General features: G+C 28.5%; 20 protein-coding genes and 1 pseudogene. 2 read left to right on the top strand and 19 right to left on the bottom strand.

Annotation, left to right across the window (positions count from 1 at the left end; translation table 11 throughout):
• Positions 1-218: 218 nt before the first annotated feature.
• The 16 genes and pseudogenes from proC to B5E79_RS11660 form a co-directional block, all read right to left on the bottom strand.
• On the bottom strand, positions 219-1010 hold the full coding sequence (gene proC / locus B5E79_RS11735; protein ID WP_087298156.1) for a pyrroline-5-carboxylate reductase: 792 nt from the start codon (positions 1008-1010) through the stop codon (positions 219-221).
• A gap of 40 nt (positions 1011-1050) precedes the next feature.
• Entirely contained in the window at positions 1051-2118 is a 1068-nt protein-coding gene (ftsZ, locus tag B5E79_RS11730; RefSeq protein WP_087245983.1) for a cell division protein FtsZ, read from the bottom strand.
• 21 nt (positions 2119-2139) lie between these two features.
• Positions 2140-3417, bottom strand: coding sequence for a cell division protein FtsA (ftsA, locus tag B5E79_RS11725; RefSeq protein WP_087298155.1), 1278 nt, complete (start codon positions 3415-3417; stop codon positions 2140-2142).
• Between the two features lie 120 nt (positions 3418-3537).
• Positions 3538-4302: a cell division protein FtsQ/DivIB gene (locus B5E79_RS11720; RefSeq protein ID WP_087245988.1), complete on the bottom strand. Its 765-nt coding sequence runs from the start codon at positions 4300-4302 to the stop codon at positions 3538-3540.
• 9 nt (positions 4303-4311) lie between these two features.
• Positions 4312-5223, bottom strand: coding sequence for a UDP-N-acetylmuramate dehydrogenase (gene murB / locus B5E79_RS11715; protein ID WP_087298154.1), 912 nt, complete (start codon positions 5221-5223; stop codon positions 4312-4314).
• Positions 5224-5225: 2 nt separating this feature from the next.
• Entirely contained in the window at positions 5226-6314 is a 1089-nt protein-coding gene (murG, locus tag B5E79_RS11710; RefSeq protein ID WP_087298153.1) for an undecaprenyldiphospho-muramoylpentapeptide beta-N-acetylglucosaminyltransferase, read from the bottom strand.
• Positions 6315-6336: 22 nt separating this feature from the next.
• Positions 6337-6438 (bottom strand): annotated as a pseudogene (locus B5E79_RS11705) (FtsW/RodA/SpoVE family cell cycle protein); the annotation flags it as partial.
• A 51-nt stretch (positions 6439-6489) separates the two neighbouring features.
• On the bottom strand, positions 6490-8130 hold the full coding sequence (locus B5E79_RS11700; protein ID WP_087298152.1) for a recombinase family protein: 1641 nt from the start codon (positions 8128-8130) through the stop codon (positions 6490-6492).
• A gap of 174 nt (positions 8131-8304) precedes the next feature.
• Complete coding sequence (locus B5E79_RS11695; protein WP_087298151.1) at positions 8305-9852, bottom strand: AAA family ATPase; 1548 nt, start codon at positions 9850-9852, stop codon at positions 8305-8307.
• 345 nt (positions 9853-10197) lie between these two features.
• Positions 10198-10554 carry a type II toxin-antitoxin system PemK/MazF family toxin gene (locus tag B5E79_RS11690; protein WP_206393194.1) on the bottom strand — a complete coding sequence of 119 codons (357 nt, stop codon included), beginning with the start codon at positions 10552-10554 and terminating at the stop codon, positions 10198-10200.
• Between the two features lie 462 nt (positions 10555-11016).
• Positions 11017-11439, bottom strand: a complete 423-nt coding sequence (locus B5E79_RS11685) for a sigma-70 RNA polymerase sigma factor region 4 domain-containing protein (RefSeq protein WP_087298149.1) — start codon at positions 11437-11439, stop codon at positions 11017-11019.
• Positions 11440-11507: 68 nt separating this feature from the next.
• Positions 11508-11873: a recombinase family protein gene (locus B5E79_RS11680; protein ID WP_087298148.1), complete on the bottom strand. Its 366-nt coding sequence runs from the start codon at positions 11871-11873 to the stop codon at positions 11508-11510.
• A gap of 63 nt (positions 11874-11936) precedes the next feature.
• A complete protein-coding gene (locus B5E79_RS11675) occupies positions 11937-12398 on the bottom strand; it encodes an RNA polymerase sigma factor (RefSeq protein WP_087298147.1) in 462 nt (153 codons plus the stop codon).
• Between the two features lie 697 nt (positions 12399-13095).
• Positions 13096-13542, bottom strand: a complete 447-nt coding sequence (locus B5E79_RS11670) for a hypothetical protein (RefSeq protein ID WP_087298146.1) — start codon at positions 13540-13542, stop codon at positions 13096-13098.
• A 240-nt stretch (positions 13543-13782) separates the two neighbouring features.
• Complete coding sequence (locus tag B5E79_RS11665) at positions 13783-15057, bottom strand: sensor histidine kinase (RefSeq protein WP_158095503.1); 1275 nt, start codon at positions 15055-15057, stop codon at positions 13783-13785.
• 1 nt (position 15058) lies between these two features.
• On the bottom strand, positions 15059-15781 hold the full coding sequence (locus tag B5E79_RS11660; protein ID WP_087298144.1) for a LytR/AlgR family response regulator transcription factor: 723 nt from the start codon (positions 15779-15781) through the stop codon (positions 15059-15061).
• A gap of 187 nt (positions 15782-15968) precedes the next feature.
• Here B5E79_RS11660 and B5E79_RS11655 point away from each other — a divergent pair, with 187 nt between their 5' ends.
• Positions 15969-16277 (top strand): helix-turn-helix domain-containing protein, encoded by a 309-nt coding sequence (locus B5E79_RS11655; protein WP_087298143.1) that lies wholly within the window; start codon positions 15969-15971, stop codon positions 16275-16277.
• 313 nt (positions 16278-16590) lie between these two features.
• Here the strand turns inward: B5E79_RS11655 and B5E79_RS11650 are convergent, their stop codons facing one another.
• Both B5E79_RS11650 and B5E79_RS11645 read right to left on the bottom strand, forming a co-directional pair.
• The gene (locus B5E79_RS11650; protein WP_087298142.1) at positions 16591-17226 is read right to left on the bottom strand and encodes an ATP-binding cassette domain-containing protein; all 636 of its coding nucleotides are present in this window, start codon (positions 17224-17226) and stop codon (positions 16591-16593) included.
• A 245-nt stretch (positions 17227-17471) separates the two neighbouring features.
• Positions 17472-17732, bottom strand: coding sequence for an ATP-binding protein (locus B5E79_RS11645; protein ID WP_255376360.1), 261 nt, complete (start codon positions 17730-17732; stop codon positions 17472-17474).
• On the opposite strand from B5E79_RS11645, the gene B5E79_RS14060 reads away from it, so the two are divergent.
• Complete coding sequence (locus tag B5E79_RS14060; RefSeq protein ID WP_479684571.1) at positions 17706-17972, top strand: hypothetical protein; 267 nt, start codon at positions 17706-17708, stop codon at positions 17970-17972. The two genes, B5E79_RS11645 and B5E79_RS14060, sit on opposite strands and share 27 nt — an antisense overlap.
• A 29-nt stretch (positions 17973-18001) precedes the next feature.
• On the opposite strand, the gene B5E79_RS11635 is transcribed toward B5E79_RS14060, so the two are convergent.
• The gene (locus B5E79_RS11635) at positions 18002-18931 is read right to left on the bottom strand and encodes a tyrosine-type recombinase/integrase (RefSeq protein ID WP_087298139.1); all 930 of its coding nucleotides are present in this window, start codon (positions 18929-18931) and stop codon (positions 18002-18004) included.
• Between the last annotated feature and the right edge of the window lie 95 nt (positions 18932-19026).

Raw genomic sequence — 19026 nt, 5'->3', positions numbered from 1 at the left:
CCTATCTTTATTGACGTGTTTACTGTTCAGTTTTCAATGTCCCTGTGCCCTCTCGTCGAGTGCTCATCTATAATACCATCTATCCTCTACCTTTGCAAGTCTTTTTTTTACTTTTTTTCATTTTTTTGTTTTTTGATGGTATTTTAGCTATTTTTCCACAAAAAAAGCCACTCCTAATCGGAATGAGCTTCTTATTTCAATCATAATAACAACTATAACTATTTCTTTTCTTGATAATGTACTGCTGCAGAAATTGCTGATATTAAAGTAGCTCGCAATTTCCCATCTTCTAATGCTTCTACACCACAAATCGTTGAACCACCAGGTGAACATACTTGATCTTTTAAAACTCCAGGGTGTAAATGTGTTTCCAATTGCATTTTAGCAGCACCCATTAATGTCTGAGATGCCAATGTATAGGCCATTTCTCTTGGAACACCTTCTTTAACAGCACCATCTGCCAATGCCTCTATCATCATATAGACAAACGCCGGCCCACATCCACTCAATGTGCCAGCTGTTGACATTAAATGTGATGATACAACCTCTACCTGCCCAATGGCACTGAACATATTTTTGACAAATTCAAACTCTTGATCTTTTAATGAATGTTTCTCTTCAATTAATGACATTCCCTGCAAAACACGAACCGGTGTATTTGGCATAACAAAAATATGGCGTGTAGAATCATCTAAAAATGTCTGATATCTATCAAAATCATATCCCAATGCAATAGAAATGATCGCTTTATTTTCTAACTTTTGAATATATGGGTCTAATACAGACTCAACAACTTGAGGTTTTACCCCAACAAATATGAATTCGCTACATGCAATCAATTCATCAATATCATGTGCCACATCAATATGATAAGAACGCATTTTTTCTGCTTTATTCTCATCAATATCATACGCTATTATTTCATTTGCATTCAAAAATTTTGCATTGATTATTCCTAAAGCAATAGCACTCGCCATATTTCCAAAACCAATAAAACCTATCTTTTTCATCTTGTACCTCCATATAAAGAAAAGCTAACAAATTGTTAGCTTATAATTTACGATTTCTTAAAAAAGCTGGCACATCATCGTCGTCATCGTCATCATCATACATTGATGGTTTTACAACAGATTCAAATGAAGATGTCTGTTTAACTGGTGCAGGTTCTTCTTCATCTTCAAATCCAGTCGCAATAACAGTTACAATAACTTGATCATCTAATTGTTCATTAATAGCAACACCTAAAACAGTATTGACATCATTACCTACCGCTTCTCTAATTGTTGCAAGAGCCGTATTTGCATCATATAAAGTAATATTTGTTCCACCAGTAACATTAACAATTGCATCTTTTGCACCTGCAATAGACACATCTAATAATGGTGATGAAATAGCACGCATAGCAGCTTCTTCTGCTTTATTTTCACCATCACTCATACCAATACCAATAAGAGCAGAACCTCTATCTTTCATAACTGATGAAACATCAGCAAAGTCAAGATTAATAAATGCTGGAATAGCAATCAAATCAGTAATTGTCTGTACCCCTTGTCTTAATACATTGTCTGCTTCTCTAAATGCTTCACCCATTGGTTTACGACCAATAGCTTCTAATAAACGATCATTAGAAACAACAATAATAGAATCCACATTTTCTCTTAATTCAGCCAAACCACTTTTAGCCTGTCTTAAAACTTTAGGTCCCTCAAATGTGAAAGGTGATGTGACAACCCCAACTGTTAATGCACCCAATTCACGTGAAATTTTTGCAACCACAGGTGCGGCTCCAGTTCCAGTTCCACCACCCATACCAGCAGCAATAAAAACCATATTGGCACCTGATAAAGCTGACTTGATTTCTTCTTCAGTTTCTAAAGCAGCTTTACGTCCAACTTCTGGATTACCACCTGCTCCTAAACCATGTGTCAATTCTTTACCTAAAACAATTTTGTTTTCAATATCAATTCCTTTTAAAATCTGTGCATCAGTATTGGCAACATAAAAATCAACACCTTTGACACCATCTTTAGCCATTCTTGCTACAGCATTGCAGCCTCCGCCACCAACACCAATGACTTTAATTTTTGCAACTTGAACAAAATCTAAATTCCCATCCATATTTCTATCCTCACTTTTATATTAATCTTCTTCACTAAATAAATTTTCAATGACTTTTGTCAATTTTCCTTTTTTCTTTGTATCCGAATTATAAGCAGTTTTTGTCTTTGTCAAACCTTTAAATCTAATACTCATTGTATTAGAAATATCTGGTAAAACAAGAGATGAATCCATTTGACCAAAAATCTTTAAACGGTCATTTAAATAATACATCATACCAAGACAAGAAACAAATGACATATCTCGTGCTCCTATCGTATCAGGACGATATGTTCTTACAGCACTATTCAACACTTGAGTTGCCACTTCATCAATAGCAGGTAACTCTCCACCGCCACCAACGATAACAGTTTCATAACTTCTTCCATCATTAATCACTTCGATTTTTGTTTTAATGATTTCCATAATTTCCTGAACACCATCAGTTAAGACCTGAGCCAGATCCTTTTGAGTAAAGTGTTTTTCTATATCATTTTGACTTGTCGTATGGATGACATCTTCATCACCAATATGAAGATCACATGTACCATATTTGACCTTATATAACTCAGCCTTATCCATTGGAATTTGCCATGATGTTGCAATCTTTCGTGTCAAATCATAACCACCAACATGGGCTTGAGCAATATATTTTAAATAACCATCTTCAAAAAAAGCAACAGTTGAGCTACGATATCCAATATCAATCAAAATAGCACCTTCTTGAAGATAAACAGCATCAAATGCCTCTTTAGCACACGCATAAGCATTAATTGTAATATCTAAAACTTCCACTCCGGCTTTTTCAACAGCATTAATATAACTATAAAGCAATTTCTTCTTTGTCGTTATCACTAACGATTCTACTTTTAATGATGCTGATTTTTCACCAATAGGAATATCTTTCATTGATTTCGTATCCAAATAAAACATTGCTGGAATGACTGAAATAACTTCTTCATCCTCTTTTAACGTAAAACGTTTAGAAAGTTTTAATGCACGTACAATGTCCTCACTTGTAATCTGATCCAAAGGAGAATTGACTTTTGTGATTCCATCACTTTGATAAATACAGGCATGAAAAGACGGTATACATAAAGCGACTTTTGAAATAGTTGCCCCTAAAGCCTTTGAAGCTTCGTCAACCAATTGTTTGATTTCACTCACAACAACAGGCATATTTTCAATTTGTCCTTTACGAATTCCATGGCTTGTGATTTTCTTGGCAAAAAGTACATTTATATTCGCACTTACAACCTCACCAACAAGCATTTTTACCGTTGCACTTCCTATATCTAATACAGCATAGATATTCTTCATATACGATTCTCCTTCAAAAAATACTTCTTTATTATTGTACCATAATTTTTTTCATAAGAAAATATATAAATGACGAAAAAGAGAACTACAAATCAAAAAAATAATGCACCAACAGATGCATTATTCACAATCTTTCATATAAACATAGTTTCCCTCAAAACTAAAAACACATTTATCTTTATAAACTTCTTTATTTGCTTCATAATCGAATTTATTTAATTGTTCAACCATGTCTTCAATACGCAGATATAAAATCTTACCATCATCCATAATGAATTTCAAACGTGTTTCATCAGCTTTTTGAGGATCATATATAATATCACTCGTTTGACTTTTTATAATTTCTGGAATATTCACATATTCCTTTGCAAATTCTTTTAATAATTGTAAATCTTTAAACTTTGTTATTTGTGGTGTAGATTGCAATGATGCAATCAAATCTTTATCATCTGTTTCACTGACATTTCCCAATTCATCAATAACATATGTTTTTTTATCAATGACACAGTATGCGACTTTCTGAGCTTCTTCTACTTCTATTTGAACAGAACCTAGCAACGATTTTGTCACCTTTACCTTTTTAATGAAGGGCATTTTAGCTATCTCATCTTCTATTTTTCCAGTATTGACAAACAAAACGATATCTCCTTCATGAACCGAAATTGATTTTTCAATATCGTCCTTGGAAACTTCCTGTAACCCTGTTATATTAATATCATGTACACGAGATATATCACTTACAAAATAGCCAGCAATCAGCAGCATTACAAAAAGAATCAACACCACTTTAATCTTACGCTTTAATTTACGTTTCCGTTTATCTTTCCTCAGTCGTAACACTTGATTTTCATCATGTTCATTATAATAATATTGTTGCTGGGACATACATATCACCTACTCCCAATTAATCAATATAACCTCTTTTTCTAATTCCACACCAAAACGATTAAATACACTCTTTTCTACAAGTAAAATTAAATCTAAAATATCCTTAGCACTTGCATATCCATTATTCACAATAAAATTAGAATGTTTAGGTGAAACCTGAGCACCTCCAATTTCATAACCTCTCAGTTCACATTCATCAATATATTGCCATGCTGGTTTTTGTTCTGGATTTCTAAAAATACTTCCTGCACTTGCAAAATTCCATGGCTGTGTTGCCATACGTTTTTCTTTACGCTTATCAAGAACATGCATAATATCTTTAGGATCACGTGAAGTCATTGTAAATGTTGCTTCAATTAAAATCCAATCTTTATGTTTTTGCAAAATAGACGTACGATAATCAAACTCCATCTGTTCTCGATTTAAAGTCACAAGTTCGCCCTTATCATTTAAAATAATTGCAGAAGTAAAAACATCACTAACACAATATTTATATGCACCGGCATTCATATACACGCCACCACCAATAGTTCCAGGAATACCTCCCATAAACTCAAAGCCTGATAGCCCTACTTTGGCAGCTTCATACGCTAAATAAATCATGCTCACACCTGCCTGAGCACGAATTTCAACACCATTGAAATGAACTTTATCTAAATTCTTTAATGAAAAAATAACACCTTCATATTCTTTATCTGAAAACAAAAGATCAGATCCTCTACCAATCACCATATGCTTAATTTGATGCTGACGACAATATTGAATCCCTCTTTTTAAAGCTTCAACATCCTGAATATAAACAAATAATCTGGCAGGTCCTCCTACTTTAAATGTTGTATGTTTATATAAAGGTTCATTTTCTAAAATCTCACCTAACTGCAAATCTACTAAATCATAAAATATATTTTCAAAATCCATGCTTATTTCCTTTCTAATGTCTTTAAAATCTCCTGATAAATATCTTGACAAGCATGTGGTTTTCCTAATTGACATGCATGAGCCTTTAACGAATTTAATACTGATTGATTTTTTAATAAATATCTAATTTCACTAACAAATCGATCCGCTGTTAAATCTTTTTCCAAGATCATTCGCGCTGCTTTTGCATTCACAAGTTCTCGAGCATTATATTCCTGATGATTCGCTACAACATAAGGACTAGGAATAATTAAAGAAGCTGCCCCTAAAGCTGTAATTTCAGCAAGTGTTGTCGCTCCAGCACGTGAAACAATAATATCACAGCTTGAAATCAAACTAGGCATATCATCAATATAATTGACCAAGTGAATCGAGTCATTTAAATCACTTAATTCCTCTTTCATTTCATCATAATATTTTTTACCTGTAACATAAATAACATCATAATCATCATATTGCATCTGTCGCAATGCTTCTTTCATCACACGATTCACTGATGATGAACCTAGACTTCCCATCACAATAACAACTGTCTGACGTTTGGCAGGAATGTGATAAAGATCATGAATATCTTTAAGTTCCTGATTTGTCACCACACTAGCACGTGGATTCCCTAATAAAACAGTCTTATTGCTTGGAAATTCATTATACGCTTTTTGATAACAACATACAATCTTATTCACTCTTTTTATTAAAACTTTATTTGTTAAACCAATAATAGAATTCTGTTCATGAATCATTGTAGGGATTTTCAATCGAGAAGCTGCCATGACAATAGAAGCACTTGGATAGCCTCCAAAACCAATCACAATATCTGGCTGAAATTCTTTCAAGATTTGTTTTGATTCTTTTAATGATTTCATAAAAATGAAAGCATTTTTTAACTTTTGTAAAGGATTACCAACTAATCCTTTAACTGCCAATCCACGATACTGATATCCTAGTTCAGGAACAATTTGTGATTCTAAACGATCAGTTGTTCCAACAAATAAAAATTTAGCATTGGCATCTTGTGTTTTGATATACTCAACAAGGGCTAAAGCAGGATACAAATGTCCACCTGTTCCCCCTGCACTTACAATTATTTTCATTTCTCACCACTCCTAATTCACATTATAACATATCATGACAAGATTTCGAGATATTAATTAAAATTCCTATACTCATTAATGTTATAACTAAACTTGTACCACCATATGACATCAATGGCAAGGTTACACCTGTGACATTTCAATTACGATACTTATCAATACGTTTTATTTTTTATCAATTTTTATACTCATTTTTTGTTTCAAAATCCAAATATTTCCTTATATCAACACGAAAAAAGACTTCAATATTTTTATCTTTATCTATCTCTATTTTATCAATAAGCTGATACATCAATTCATTTGTAGGCATCTCAAATTGCATAAATTGTTCAATTAATTCTTTACATTCTTTAATTTCATTAGAGTGATGATTATCATTTGATTTTTTTAACTTTTCTTTCAATTCTTCCTGCTGTTTTTCTAAAGATTCTAGAACATTATCATATTTCTTTGCCATTAAAGAGTATTGTCTAACACTAATCACATCATTTAATCTATCCTCATACAAATGACTTAAAATATTCTGATTTTTTTCCAATTCTTTATCAATATACTGAAGTTTTCTTTGAATTTCTTCTTCATCTTTTCTTTTTGTTCGTAAAGAATTCTCCAATAATTTTTGCTCATCATATTTTTCCATGAATCTTTTACCTATCTCTTTTAAAAAATGTAACATATCTTCTTCAAACAAGTCATAATTAATGCGATGACTACAACAAAGTCCGTATTTACTATATTTAGAATAATAATTACACTCAGTTGATAAAGAATATCCAGTTTTTATTTTCTTTCTATAGATACTAATATTGTGCCCACATTCTTTGCACTTCAATAGTCCTTGAAACAAATACTTTTTTTCTTTTTTTGCACGATATTTTTTTGACTTATTTAATGTAACTTGTGCTTTATCAAAAAGTTCTTGACTTACAAGAGGTTCGTGTGTATTTTTCACAATAATCCATTGTGATTCTGGCAATTCGATAAGTTTTTTTGAATTATAACTCAATTTTTTCCATCTTCCTTGAACCATGTGTCCTAAATACATCTGATCACTACCAATAGCCTTAACAGTTTGAGGACGCCATATTCCATTACCTTCATTTAAACTTTTTTGACAATTTGTTCTATTCTCTTTTTTATAAATTGAAGGAATTGGAATATTCATAGCAGTAAGTCTATGTGCAATTGTACTTGTTCCAACACCTTCAGCTAACCATTCAAATATTTGAACAACAATGTTAGAAACATTTGAATCAGGAATAAGATGTTTAGGATTGTTAGGATCTTTCATGTATCCATATTTAGCATATGTTCCTATATAATCTCCTCTTTTCCTTTTTGCATCAAATGTAGTCCTTATTTTTTTAGAAGTATCTCTCAAATATAAATCATTAACGCTTAATCGGATTCCTAACATAGAATCTCCTACATCAGAATCATAACCATCATTAATCGCAATAAATCTTACTTGCTTAGAAAGAAAATATTCTTCTATATAGCTCCCAGTTTCATAAAGTTCTCTCCCCAAACGAGATAAATCTTTAACAATAACACAATTGATAAGACCTTCTTCTATGTCTTTCTTTAATTCTTCAAAGCCCGGTCTATTAAAATTTGAACCTGTAAATCCATCATCACTATAATGTCTTATAATTTTTAAATCATTAAATTTTGCAAATGATTCAATAATTATTTTCTGACTTTCAATAGATGAACTCTCATCTCCTCTGTCATCTTCTTTTGATAATCTTTCATATGCACCAACTAAATATCCAGAATAATTTGACTTTAAAGTATTCATAGTTTTACCAATCATTCCTCCTTAAATTGTTAAAAATAAACGTTCATCACCAAGATTATAACAAACACCTTTTCTCTTTCATAATGTGCGATGAATGCTTATCTGTTCCTATTTCTTTTACTATTCTATGAAAGTTTACAAAAGAATAAGCCAAAAAAAGGAGCACTTATTTTAGTGTTCCTTTCCTATTTACTCTATATGACATGTATGCTTCTTTGTTTTCTTATCATAACTGATTCCAACAATCAGTAAGTTATCTTTATACCTCTCTAATCCTTTTGGATATTTCTTTTCTTTGATCTGATCTATCGCTGTCTTGACTTCTTGATTCCATTTCAGCTCTATAATCATGGCTGGTTTATCTCGATATGGAATCAAAACAACATCTGCAAAACCTTCGCCTGTTGGCATTTCTCTTATCATTGTATAATGATTTCTGGCATAGATATATGCTAAAGCGAGTGTATATGACAATGCATTTTCATTGTTGTAAGTCAGTATTGATGTGTTTAAATGGGCTTCTTCGATATATCTGGCAACTGCTTCTTCATCTTTTCTCCATGTTGCCTCTAATAATTCACGGCTATTTAATAATGCCTTTGTCGTTTCTTCCCAGTTTGAATCTTCTATAGAATCAATAAAACTCGTTGATACTTCCTTGTTAGGAATATAGCAGGTATGATTTGAACTATTATATCCTAAATAACCAAGATGAATCAAAAGTGTCAAGACATCGTCCTTTGATTTGAATGTTGTCATATCATTTTGGAATTTGCTTGTATTAACATCTATACTCTCTCCTGATAATAGTTGAACGATATTATCCTTTAAATCATCAAAGTTCATATCTATATAAACCTGTAGGGCTTCATAGGTTTCCGTTGATGTCCAATAGTTTCCAAATTGTTTTCTGACTATTGAAGAAACAACCGAACGGGGAGAAAAAGTTGAAATATCATTTGTCATGTGATACCCATCATACCACTGCTTCATTTCATCATAACTGATGTTATATTGAACACAAAGATTTTGCACTTCAGTTTCGGTAAATCCCATAAATTCAGATAATAATCCTGGATCAATCATAGAAATTTCTTCAAACATATTCAAGGCACTATGTGTTCCGTATTTCTTAATAGGCAATATCCCTGTCATATAAGCGAGTTCTACATACGGCTTATCTTTCAATAGGTTTCTTAAGAAATCTAAATACTGTTTCTGTGCCTCTTTATCCTGTTTATATTCTCTAAAGATACAATCCCATTCATCTATGATAAAAATAAATTGATTCTTTGTGAATGCATATATATCTTCCAAAGATAACGAAAGATTTGTTTCATCAAAGAAAGAGATTGAATATTCCTGTTTGAGCTCATTTAAAATTCTCATTGTTAGTAATTGTATCATTTTATCAATATTGTGCGTATTACTTAAAAAGCTTTGCATATTGATATGGATGACATGATGCTGATTAAGATGTTCTAAATAATGATCAGTTTGACTGATTTTGAGTGAATCAAAAATATGATGAGAATCACAACCTTTAGAATAATAAGCAACAAGCATATTAGCATCTGTACTTTTCCCAAAACGTCTAGGTCTTGATACACAAATATATTTATTGACCTTATTTCTTAAATATTCAATATGTTGAATAAGCAATGACTTGTCAACATATATTTCCTTATTAACTGCTTCATAAAAATTTTGATTAGTCGGATTTAAATAAATTCCCATGCTTATCACCCTCTCTTTTCCATTATATCATTTCCATGCTCATTAATCATCTTTATTTTTATCTCACTTCTACAAAAATATAATATAATAGATCTGATTTCATTATTATCATATTATTTAACTTTCATTGATTAAATATGTGATTCTGTTGCTTATGATTAAAATATTTTATAAAACTATCTTCCATTATTTTTTTCATGTCATCTTTACCTATAGAAAAATTATATTTGATAGTATAATTTCTTACCCTTTTTTTTGGCATGAAAACACCTCCCTACATAAAACATATTTTGATTATGTAAAAAAATACCTACATAATGGATGACGATATTTTAAACTGATAACTCATGGCATGTTTATCCCCATACTCACAAATAAGCATTTATTCAATGCATTCATTTCTTCAATTGATAATTGACCTATCTTTTTTATGAGTCTTAATTTACTAATGGTTCTGATTTGTTCTAAAAGGACAATAGAATCTCGTATCAATTCATCTCTAGCAAGAACAACAAAATGTGTAGGTATCTGTTTTTTATGTCTTAGTAAAGATGTCATAGATGCAATAATTGTTGTATCACTATAAAAATTACCAACATTATTTTGTAATATTAATACTGGTCTAACTCCTCCTTGCTCACTCCCTACAACCGGATCTAAATTAGCTAAATAAATTTCTCCTCTTTCAACATGAAAAATCATATATTCCTCACCTTTACTTTTCATTATGTATCCTAAAAGTTATCTGATTTTGGATTTATCTTATGATAAATGATAGATAACTTTTAGTTTTATTTATATATGTTTTTGACAACACTGATAGACTGCTTTGCATGTACAGTTCCACGAATCTTTATATTCTTTAAGGCAACATAAAGGAATCCATAGGATTTTCACCTATATAATGTCTTGTCTGCGACAATTGAATTGCTCGGACTATGACTCATTATGTGTATCATTATATTCTTACATAATCATCGCCTCATAGTTGCAAATTATGATTATCATCAAATAGAAGTCGCTCCCATTATTTCAATGATCATGGCGTATTTATGATTGGGCTTATATGTAAGTAACGTTATCAGCATTGTTATTCAGTTTTCAATGTGCTTTCAAGAGGTTTGAACCCCTTCACTTATATAGCCGATGAAAGCACTCATTTTCTTACATGTTTTTTAATTTATTTTTCAAACGATGTATCTTCATATATATTGTAGATGATTTTATCTTTAAAATTTCAGATATATCTTTCGTAGAATATCCCAAAATTTTAAGAAGAATAATGGTTAAAGTTGTTTTATCCGTTTGGTATAGATAATGAAGTAATGACTCATCTTCAATATCATTTAACAAATCTTCAACACTATGAATTTCTTTTTTATCATAATATGGCAAATTATAAAAAAATATATTGTCTGTCAAATTTTGTTTTTCTCTAATTCTACGCTCTAATTTAAAGGCATTCCAATCATATTTTCTTAATTCCATAATAATATCTTCATCTACATTTAATGAACGTAATAACCTTTCTTCCTGTTCTTTCCATTTCTTCCATTTGCTTTCTTCTTTTGCATGATTATAGACCATAATTTTCCCTCCTCAATATTCAAGTCAAAAAGAAAAATGGTGGTCCTCTGCTTAAAAAAAAGTCATGACTACTCATCATGACCTAAAAACAAATTTTTATCATATAAAAGTTTTAACTCATCCATTGTGACAATCAATACATCATGCTTATCACAAAGCATCTTAAATTCAGCAAATAATTCATCATAAATACAGATTCTTGTTTTATCATAAACAAAAATAAGATTTACTTTCTCATTGACAACATAATATATCAATTTCTCCATACCTCTGCTGCCAAAGTGTTTACCACTCCCTATTTCTCTAGCAACTGCAAAAACTTCAATATCAAGTATATCTGCATATTCTCTTAATACATCCTCCTGATACTCAAGTAAAGACCTTGCTTCCTCAGATAGCACTCTACAATAAATAAATACTTTTGATGTTTCCATTTTGTTTCCTCCTTCAGGGAAATATCCCTTCACCCTTTACATAAGAAACAAAATGAATTTTTCTCACTTTTTTAATTTATTTTTTAAAATTTGTTGTATTTTTATCTTTCTTTTTCCTACTGTAGAAACAGGTATATTCAATTCATTCGCCGTTTCTGAAATTGTCATTTCTTTTAAAAAGATACAAATTGCTATATTTTTATATTGATCTGGTAATTGGTAAATCTCTTGAACTGCTTTTCTTGCTAAATCACTTACATATATTTGATGAACAAAATCAAACTTCTTATTTTTGCAAAAAATAAAAGAAGTAGCTAAATCCATGTCCGAATAATACTGGACTGAATTTGCTACTTCTCTTTCTTTGTTATACTTTATTTTCATGTAACTTCTAAGACAAGTTAAATATATTTCTTTATCTACTTCTACATATATTCGATTAACTTTTATAAAATATGTATTTAATCCATCCTTGTTTGTTATTCTTTTAAAATCTTCTTTTTCATAGTCATTGACTTTATACATTATATACCTCCAATAATTTAAATTTCTTTAAATCATTGGAGGTGGTGCTCTAATATAATAACTCATCTATTCTGAAAGACCTCTTTTTAATAGGATGGCTCTATAATATATAGATGAGCTAATCAAAAAGTTAAACATATTATTTTTTACACATTTTTTCAAATATTCTGCATAGATATAATCTCAACATAAACAATTTCAACAAAAGGAAATTGTTAAAAATTACTCTTTTCAAATAATTATAATGTGTAAATATTTAACTATTTAATGACATCGTATCTAACAAAACCAAACGACACTAATACAAAAGTATATACAATTACCAATAATAGTATTTTTACATACTGGTAATTGTGAATAATATAAATTATATATGCTTCTCTATTTGAGAGTTTAACTATTGTATATAAAAATGCAAATAGCATAAAATTTCATTTTATTAGCATATTAAAAAAGAATTTTTATAATGTTTATAAAAATGTTCTCTATTCTTTTTTATTTATGATATGTGTTAGCAAATCACATATCATAACAAATACTATTTATAATGGTATTAAATGCATTATATTAAATGTCATGATTTATGCCAAAAATCACTGAATATTTCATTTTGAAAATCGGATAGTGTTACTCATTTGATGACATCATCCAATGAGTAAAACGGTGTCATCTTTTTAGTGAAATACTCAATCATAAACTATTCATTTAAACTCCTACTAATTCTATATCGTATAAATACATAAAAAACCATACATAAAATTAGAACAATTCCAATTGTAACAAATGAGAAAAATGAAAACTCTCCTAAGACAGTAAGTATTAAATAGGTAATTATAAGTACATTAATCACTAAATCAAATGCAATAGATTTTGATTTTAATTCTACATATTCATTTCTTTTATTCTTATATTCTATTGTATGCGCATATGACTCTTTGTTTCTTAACCTTATTTTATTATATTCGTTAGTTATATTTTGACCATTGGTTACTAACAGAAGTAAAATACCAAGCCAAAACATTGCACCAGGTACTAAATCATAATTTATATAAAAATCGCTAAATATATCAATTTTAAATAACCACATTATAATTCCCATTAAAGCAATGATAAATCCAAACACATTAATTATTTTTTTCCACATAGTTACGTTTCCTCCTTTATCCTTTAATAATTATTATATATTAATATATTGTCAATTTTATACGAAAAATGAACATTTAACAATCAGACATAATTATTACACTCTCTATTTTAGAACATAATAACTTATCTAAATATTTTTCTATATTAGAATTAATTCTTTCCTAAAGATGATATTAAGTTTTATCCTATAAATTACTTTTATAATGAATCACCCTTTTACAAAGCTAACTTTAGTTCATTATATATAAATTAAACACCAAGCCGAAAACATATTATTTTTAATATCTATTTTAAATAAACCATTGTCATTCTCGACTACTTCTCTTATATTTTTTAAGCCAATCCCATGCTTTCTGGAAGATTTTGTTGTACTTATTTTATGTAAAGTACCATTAATTATTCCATTGAAAGTATTTGAAATATTTATTATCAATCTGCCTTTATCATATTTAATATTAATTAATATTCTCCTATTACTCTCTAGCTTTAAAGATGCTTCTATTGCATTGTCTAACAAATTACCCAATATTACTGTCATCTTAAATGAATTTAATTTTAAATCAGCTGGTATCATAATATCTTTAATAAATTCTATGTTCAAATTTGACGAAGTAGATATTTTATAATTAATTATACTGTCAATTATAAAATTATCTGTACTAATATAATTTTTCACAGAAACATTATAATCAAGAATATCTAACAAATGTTCAGTAGCCAAATCAAACTTTTTATTATCTAAGAATGATTTTATAGAAAATAAATGATTTTTTAAATCATGATCAATTTTTTCTGTCAACTTAACTGAGTCTCTCATAATAGTCATCTGCTTATCATAAAATTGTATCTGTTTTTTATGGAAATTAATTTCATACTGTTTTTTAATTGAGCTGATTGTTTTATCATATAAATAGAAAAAAACCATATTAATTAAAAGCAAACCTATAACTATAGATAAAATAATAACCTCATTTCTTTTCATAGATAAAAAAGATAAAAAAATATGTAATGTTATTACAGGCATTGATATAAAAATTATCCAATAATGTTTTGGCACTATCTCTCCTCTTTTTATATTTTTATATTTTGACAATAATAAAACAATAAAATATGTTATTAATCTCACAAAAAATAAGCCTGTAACAGAATGATAATCCACATTAACCTCGTAAAAATTACTTATACATATTCCAGAAAATACAGCACCAATTGTTTCAACCAACATACAAATAATATATATGAATACTACCGATAAACATTTCTTATATATAGATGATTCAAAGCAAAAAGAAATTAAAAATAATGAACATATATTACAAGTCATTATTACTACTGGTATATTCAGGAAAAAATATATACATTGATTTATCACATAATATAAAATGAATGCTATATATAATCTTCTTCTCTTACTGTTATCTTCAATAAAAAAAGATCTAAAAAAAATATAAATTGTACCCGTATCTACTAATCCAGATACCAAATGCGAAAAAATATAAGCAATATCATTCATATCATAACATCTCTCTTTCATGCAACAATTGCATTTCTCTAATATATTTTCTTTTAGCTTGACTTATAGGTATATGATTACCATTTAGCATAATAAGTTCATCATATTTAAATACTATTACTTTTTCATAATTTATTAAATACGACTTATGAACAAAATAAAATTTTCTATCTTTTACTTGTTCAAAAACTTCTTGAAGCGAGGAATAAAATTCTATAATTTCATTTCTTAATACAATTTTAACCTTTCTATTGCTTCCTTCAAAATATAATATATCAGACATCTTCAATTTATATATATGACCTCTAATTTTAAACGAAAAGTAATCATCTCGAAAAAAAATTGATAAAATTTTTTCCATAAGTTTATAGATTTGATTTCTAACTAATGGCTTTATTAAAAAATGAGTTGGTCGTATTTCAAATAAACTCATAGCATAACTTTCCTTTGAAGAAATAAAAACAATTTTCATTTCTTCATTCTTCAATTCATCACGAATATAATTACCTATATCAATACCAGTATGTTCGTTATTTAACTCTATATCTAAAAATAAGATTTCATATTTTTTCCCTTCTGTCAACATTTGATACAGCCTTTTTTCATCATAGAATATATCTATACTAAATTCATGGTTATTTTCTTTTCCATAATCCATTAAGAGTAAATCTAAATCTGAACATGTAGATATATCATCATCACATATTGCTATCTCAAGTTTCATTAGTATCTCCACTCCTTAAAATTTGTCATTAAATTTTGCAGTATATAAATATATCAAACTTAATTAAAAAATAATATTCCAACAATTTATCAATGTATATTAATTTATATACACGTATTAATTGTAATATATCGACAAAATTTATTTGTATGGTTATCTTATTAAAATAAGAGAGGAATGGATAATTATGAAAAATACAGTAAAGATGCTTAAGCACTTAAGAGAAATGCACAATTTAAAGCAAAAAGATATTGCCAATATATTAGGTATCACTCAACAAACATACTCTACTTATGAAAATGGAATAAACGATATACCTTTGCATCATTTATTAAAATTAGCTGACTACTATAATGTTTCACTTGATTTTATTACCTGCCATAACATAAACTCAAACAATAGTTTCCTTGATTTATTTTTATCACTACATAAAGATAATCAAAAATTTATTATTGATTTTTTAAAGTTTCTGAAATCAAGAGAAAGTAAATTATAAGTTATCACACATATAAAATCATTACGTTACAAAACAATTATTAAGTTCATTTTCAATTTATGTCATTAAATAAAGCAGGAGATTTTATCCAATATTCTTATTGTAATTGTATTTAAAATCTCCTATTTTTATAAAGACACAGATACATTAAAATTTTCCTCTATATAATTACACATACATTAGCAAATAATTCTAAAAAATTAAAATATTTAAAATCTATTATTAACTAAGTTATAAATACTTTTTAATTAGAAACAACTGCGTATATATTTTACTCACAAAATAGAAATTTAGTCAAATAAGATTTATGCATTTATTTTGAACTAATGTTATTAATTTCATTACTAAACATGTTGTAATAACTTTTTTTATTTGACATCAATTCTTCGTGTGTACCTTCTTCGAGTATTTCTCCTTTATCCAGTACAATAATTCTATCAAAATATTGAATTGTACTTAATCTATGTGAAATCACTATACAAGCTATATCAAGGCTTTTAATATTGTTCATTATTATTTTTTCTGATATATTATCCAAAGATGCCGTTGGTTCATCCAATAGTAATAACTCAGGTTTTTTCATTAACACTCGTGCTAATGCAATTTTTTGTTTTTGACCACCAGATAAATTCATCCCACTTTGTGATATATTTGTTTCCAATCCCATTGGTAGTTCTCTAATTAATGAATCCAAACAAGAAATGCATATAGATTTCTCAAAAGTTTCCTTGCTTACTTCATCATTTAAAGTTAGATTTTCTAATAAAGTACCATTAAAAATAATTGGATTTTGATTAACTAAGCCAATTTTTTTTCTTAATTCTTTAATATTTATCTCATCAAGTGTATATCCATTAACCTTAATCAAACCTGTTGTGGATTCTAAAAGAGTGCTAACAATTTTAAATAAAGTACTTTTCCCAGAACCATTAGATCCAACAATTGCAATTTTTTCTCCTTATCTACCAATCAAATTGGCAAAAATATATTATCATTTTTTTTACAGTATTTTTTCAAATTGTAGTAAATGATATATATTTTTGTTGTAACTTACAACTATGATATTCATTAAATTATTTGTATATGACGGGTGGCGAGAGCCACTATGTTCGCTATATGAGAGCCACCACTAAACCACTAGTTAGAGCCACATCGTCCGTTAAGAGAGCCAGTCCATGCAGACTGGCTTCTTAGCTATTTGAGTTTTGAATATTCTTCTCTCATGGAAGTACCTTCCAGTAATATTTTATAAGAACTATTGATGATTCGATCTAATATGGCATCTGCTATCGGTCCACCACCAAGTTTTTGATACCCTCCTTCAGGTGTCCATTGACTACAAAGTATTGTTGATTTTTTATTACATCTCAATTCCATGATTTCAAGAATGCTGTTGACTTCTGTTTCATTTACTGATGTGTTGGTACAATCAAGAGCATGGAAACATTCGTTTATTATTCATTTGATATCGTCATTGATAGTCGAAGTGAATGGTGTCGTTTAATAGAGAATGAACTTGACTGGGAAATATGTTTCGTTATGAGAGATATAACAATAGATCTTGCCCACCCAACAGATGTATTCTGGAATACAGAGGCAATATACGAGGTATTCAAAGATTTAGATACAAGTCTTAGAATTGCATATGGAATCAAATCGGTGTTTGAAAACCACATAAAAGAAAAGAGGCTGTAACAAAATCAACTCTTTTAAAAGTTATTTTGTTACAGCCTTTTCCAATTTATTTCTTTATAGTCATTCATCGGATTTTTATTTGTTAAAATCTCTTTTTGCTTCAAAGAATTTACATGTGTATATATTTGAGTGGTCGAAATTGAACTATGTCCCAATATATTTTGTATATATCTTATATCCACTTCTTTTTCTAACAATGTAGTTGCAAATGTATGTCTAAACATATGTGGTGTGATATGAGTTGATAGTCCTTTTTCTTTTTCAATAGTAGTTAATAATATCCTAACTGATTGCTCTGATAATTGTTTATTAAACTTATTTAGAAATAAATATTTGTTATTTTTATTATACTTTATCAATAGTTTTAATAAATTCATAACATCATCATTTCCTATATAAATAATTCTTTCTTTTGATCCCTTTCCAAATATTTTCAATAACCTTTCTTGAAAATTTATATCTTCTACTTTTAAATGGCAAAGCTCCGATATTCTAATGCCTGTTGAGAATAATAATTCAATAATAGTTAAGTTTCGCAAAGCTATTCTTTTTTTATATTCAGTATTAGCACTTTCTAAGTTAACAACAAGCCATTGAAATATTATTTCAAGATATTCTTTTTGAATAATTTTAGGAAGAACTTTTGGTTCTTTTATTTTAGTTCTTATTTTTTTAAATGGTGAAAATTCAATGACTTCTCTATATTCTAAATACATATAAAACGCTTTAACACTAGCTATTTTTCTCTTAATAGTCTTATGTTTAGTATATCGTTGATTTAAATATAAAATATATTCATTTATTTTTTTAAAATCATCTACATATGATTGATCAATAAAATCAAAAAACTGTTTTAAATCAATTTTATAAGCACTTAATGTTTTTTCACTTAACCTCTTTCTCAACAAGCAATCATCTAAATACTCCTTTAAATATACATTTGTTTCGTTCTTTTTCATATAATTTCCTCCTTATTTTCAAATACATATTTTGTCAAAAATTATATGAAAACTAAATACTTATTGCTACTTAATTAACGATAATTCTTAATTAT

Source organism: Massilimicrobiota sp. An134 (assembly GCF_002160815.1).
Lineage (GTDB): Bacteria > Bacillota_I > Bacilli_A > Erysipelotrichales > Coprobacillaceae > Allocoprobacillus > Allocoprobacillus merdigallinarum.
This window is presented reverse-complemented; position numbering and strand designations above follow the sequence as displayed.

Coding starts and splice junctions, on each gene's coding strand:
- proC (WP_087298156.1), bottom strand. CDS start 1,010: ATGAAAAAGATAGGTTTTATTGGTTTTGGAAATATGGCGAGTGCTATT.
- ftsZ (WP_087245983.1), bottom strand. CDS start 2,118: ATGGATGGGAATTTAGATTTTGTTCAAGTTGCAAAAATTAAAGTCATT.
- ftsA (WP_087298155.1), bottom strand. CDS start 3,417: ATGAAGAATATCTATGCTGTATTAGATATAGGAAGTGCAACGGTAAAA.
- B5E79_RS11720 (WP_087245988.1), bottom strand. CDS start 4,302: ATGTCCCAGCAACAATATTATTATAATGAACATGATGAAAATCAAGTG.
- murB (WP_087298154.1), bottom strand. CDS start 5,223: ATGGATTTTGAAAATATATTTTATGATTTAGTAGATTTGCAGTTAGGT.
- murG (WP_087298153.1), bottom strand. CDS start 6,314: ATGAAAATAATTGTAAGTGCAGGGGGAACAGGTGGACATTTGTATCCT.
- B5E79_RS11700 (WP_087298152.1), bottom strand. CDS start 8,130: ATGATTGGTAAAACTATGAATACTTTAAAGTCAAATTATTCTGGATAT.
- B5E79_RS11695 (WP_087298151.1), bottom strand. CDS start 9,852: ATGGGAATTTATTTAAATCCGACTAATCAAAATTTTTATGAAGCAGTT.
- B5E79_RS11690 (WP_206393194.1), bottom strand. CDS start 10,554: ATGATTTTTCATGTTGAAAGAGGAGAAATTTATTTAGCTAATTTAGAT.
- B5E79_RS11685 (WP_087298149.1), bottom strand. CDS start 11,439: ATGGTCTATAATCATGCAAAAGAAGAAAGCAAATGGAAGAAATGGAAA.
- B5E79_RS11680 (WP_087298148.1), bottom strand. CDS start 11,873: ATGGAAACATCAAAAGTATTTATTTATTGTAGAGTGCTATCTGAGGAA.
- B5E79_RS11675 (WP_087298147.1), bottom strand. CDS start 12,398: ATGTATAAAGTCAATGACTATGAAAAAGAAGATTTTAAAAGAATAACA.
- B5E79_RS11670 (WP_087298146.1), bottom strand. CDS start 13,542: ATGTGGAAAAAAATAATTAATGTGTTTGGATTTATCATTGCTTTAATG.
- B5E79_RS11665 (WP_158095503.1), bottom strand. CDS start 15,057: ATGAATGATATTGCTTATATTTTTTCGCATTTGGTATCTGGATTAGTA.
- B5E79_RS11660 (WP_087298144.1), bottom strand. CDS start 15,781: ATGAAACTTGAGATAGCAATATGTGATGATGATATATCTACATGTTCA.
- B5E79_RS11655 (WP_087298143.1), top strand. CDS start 15,969: ATGAAAAATACAGTAAAGATGCTTAAGCACTTAAGAGAAATGCACAAT.
- B5E79_RS11635 (WP_087298139.1), bottom strand. CDS start 18,931: ATGAAAAAGAACGAAACAAATGTATATTTAAAGGAGTATTTAGATGAT.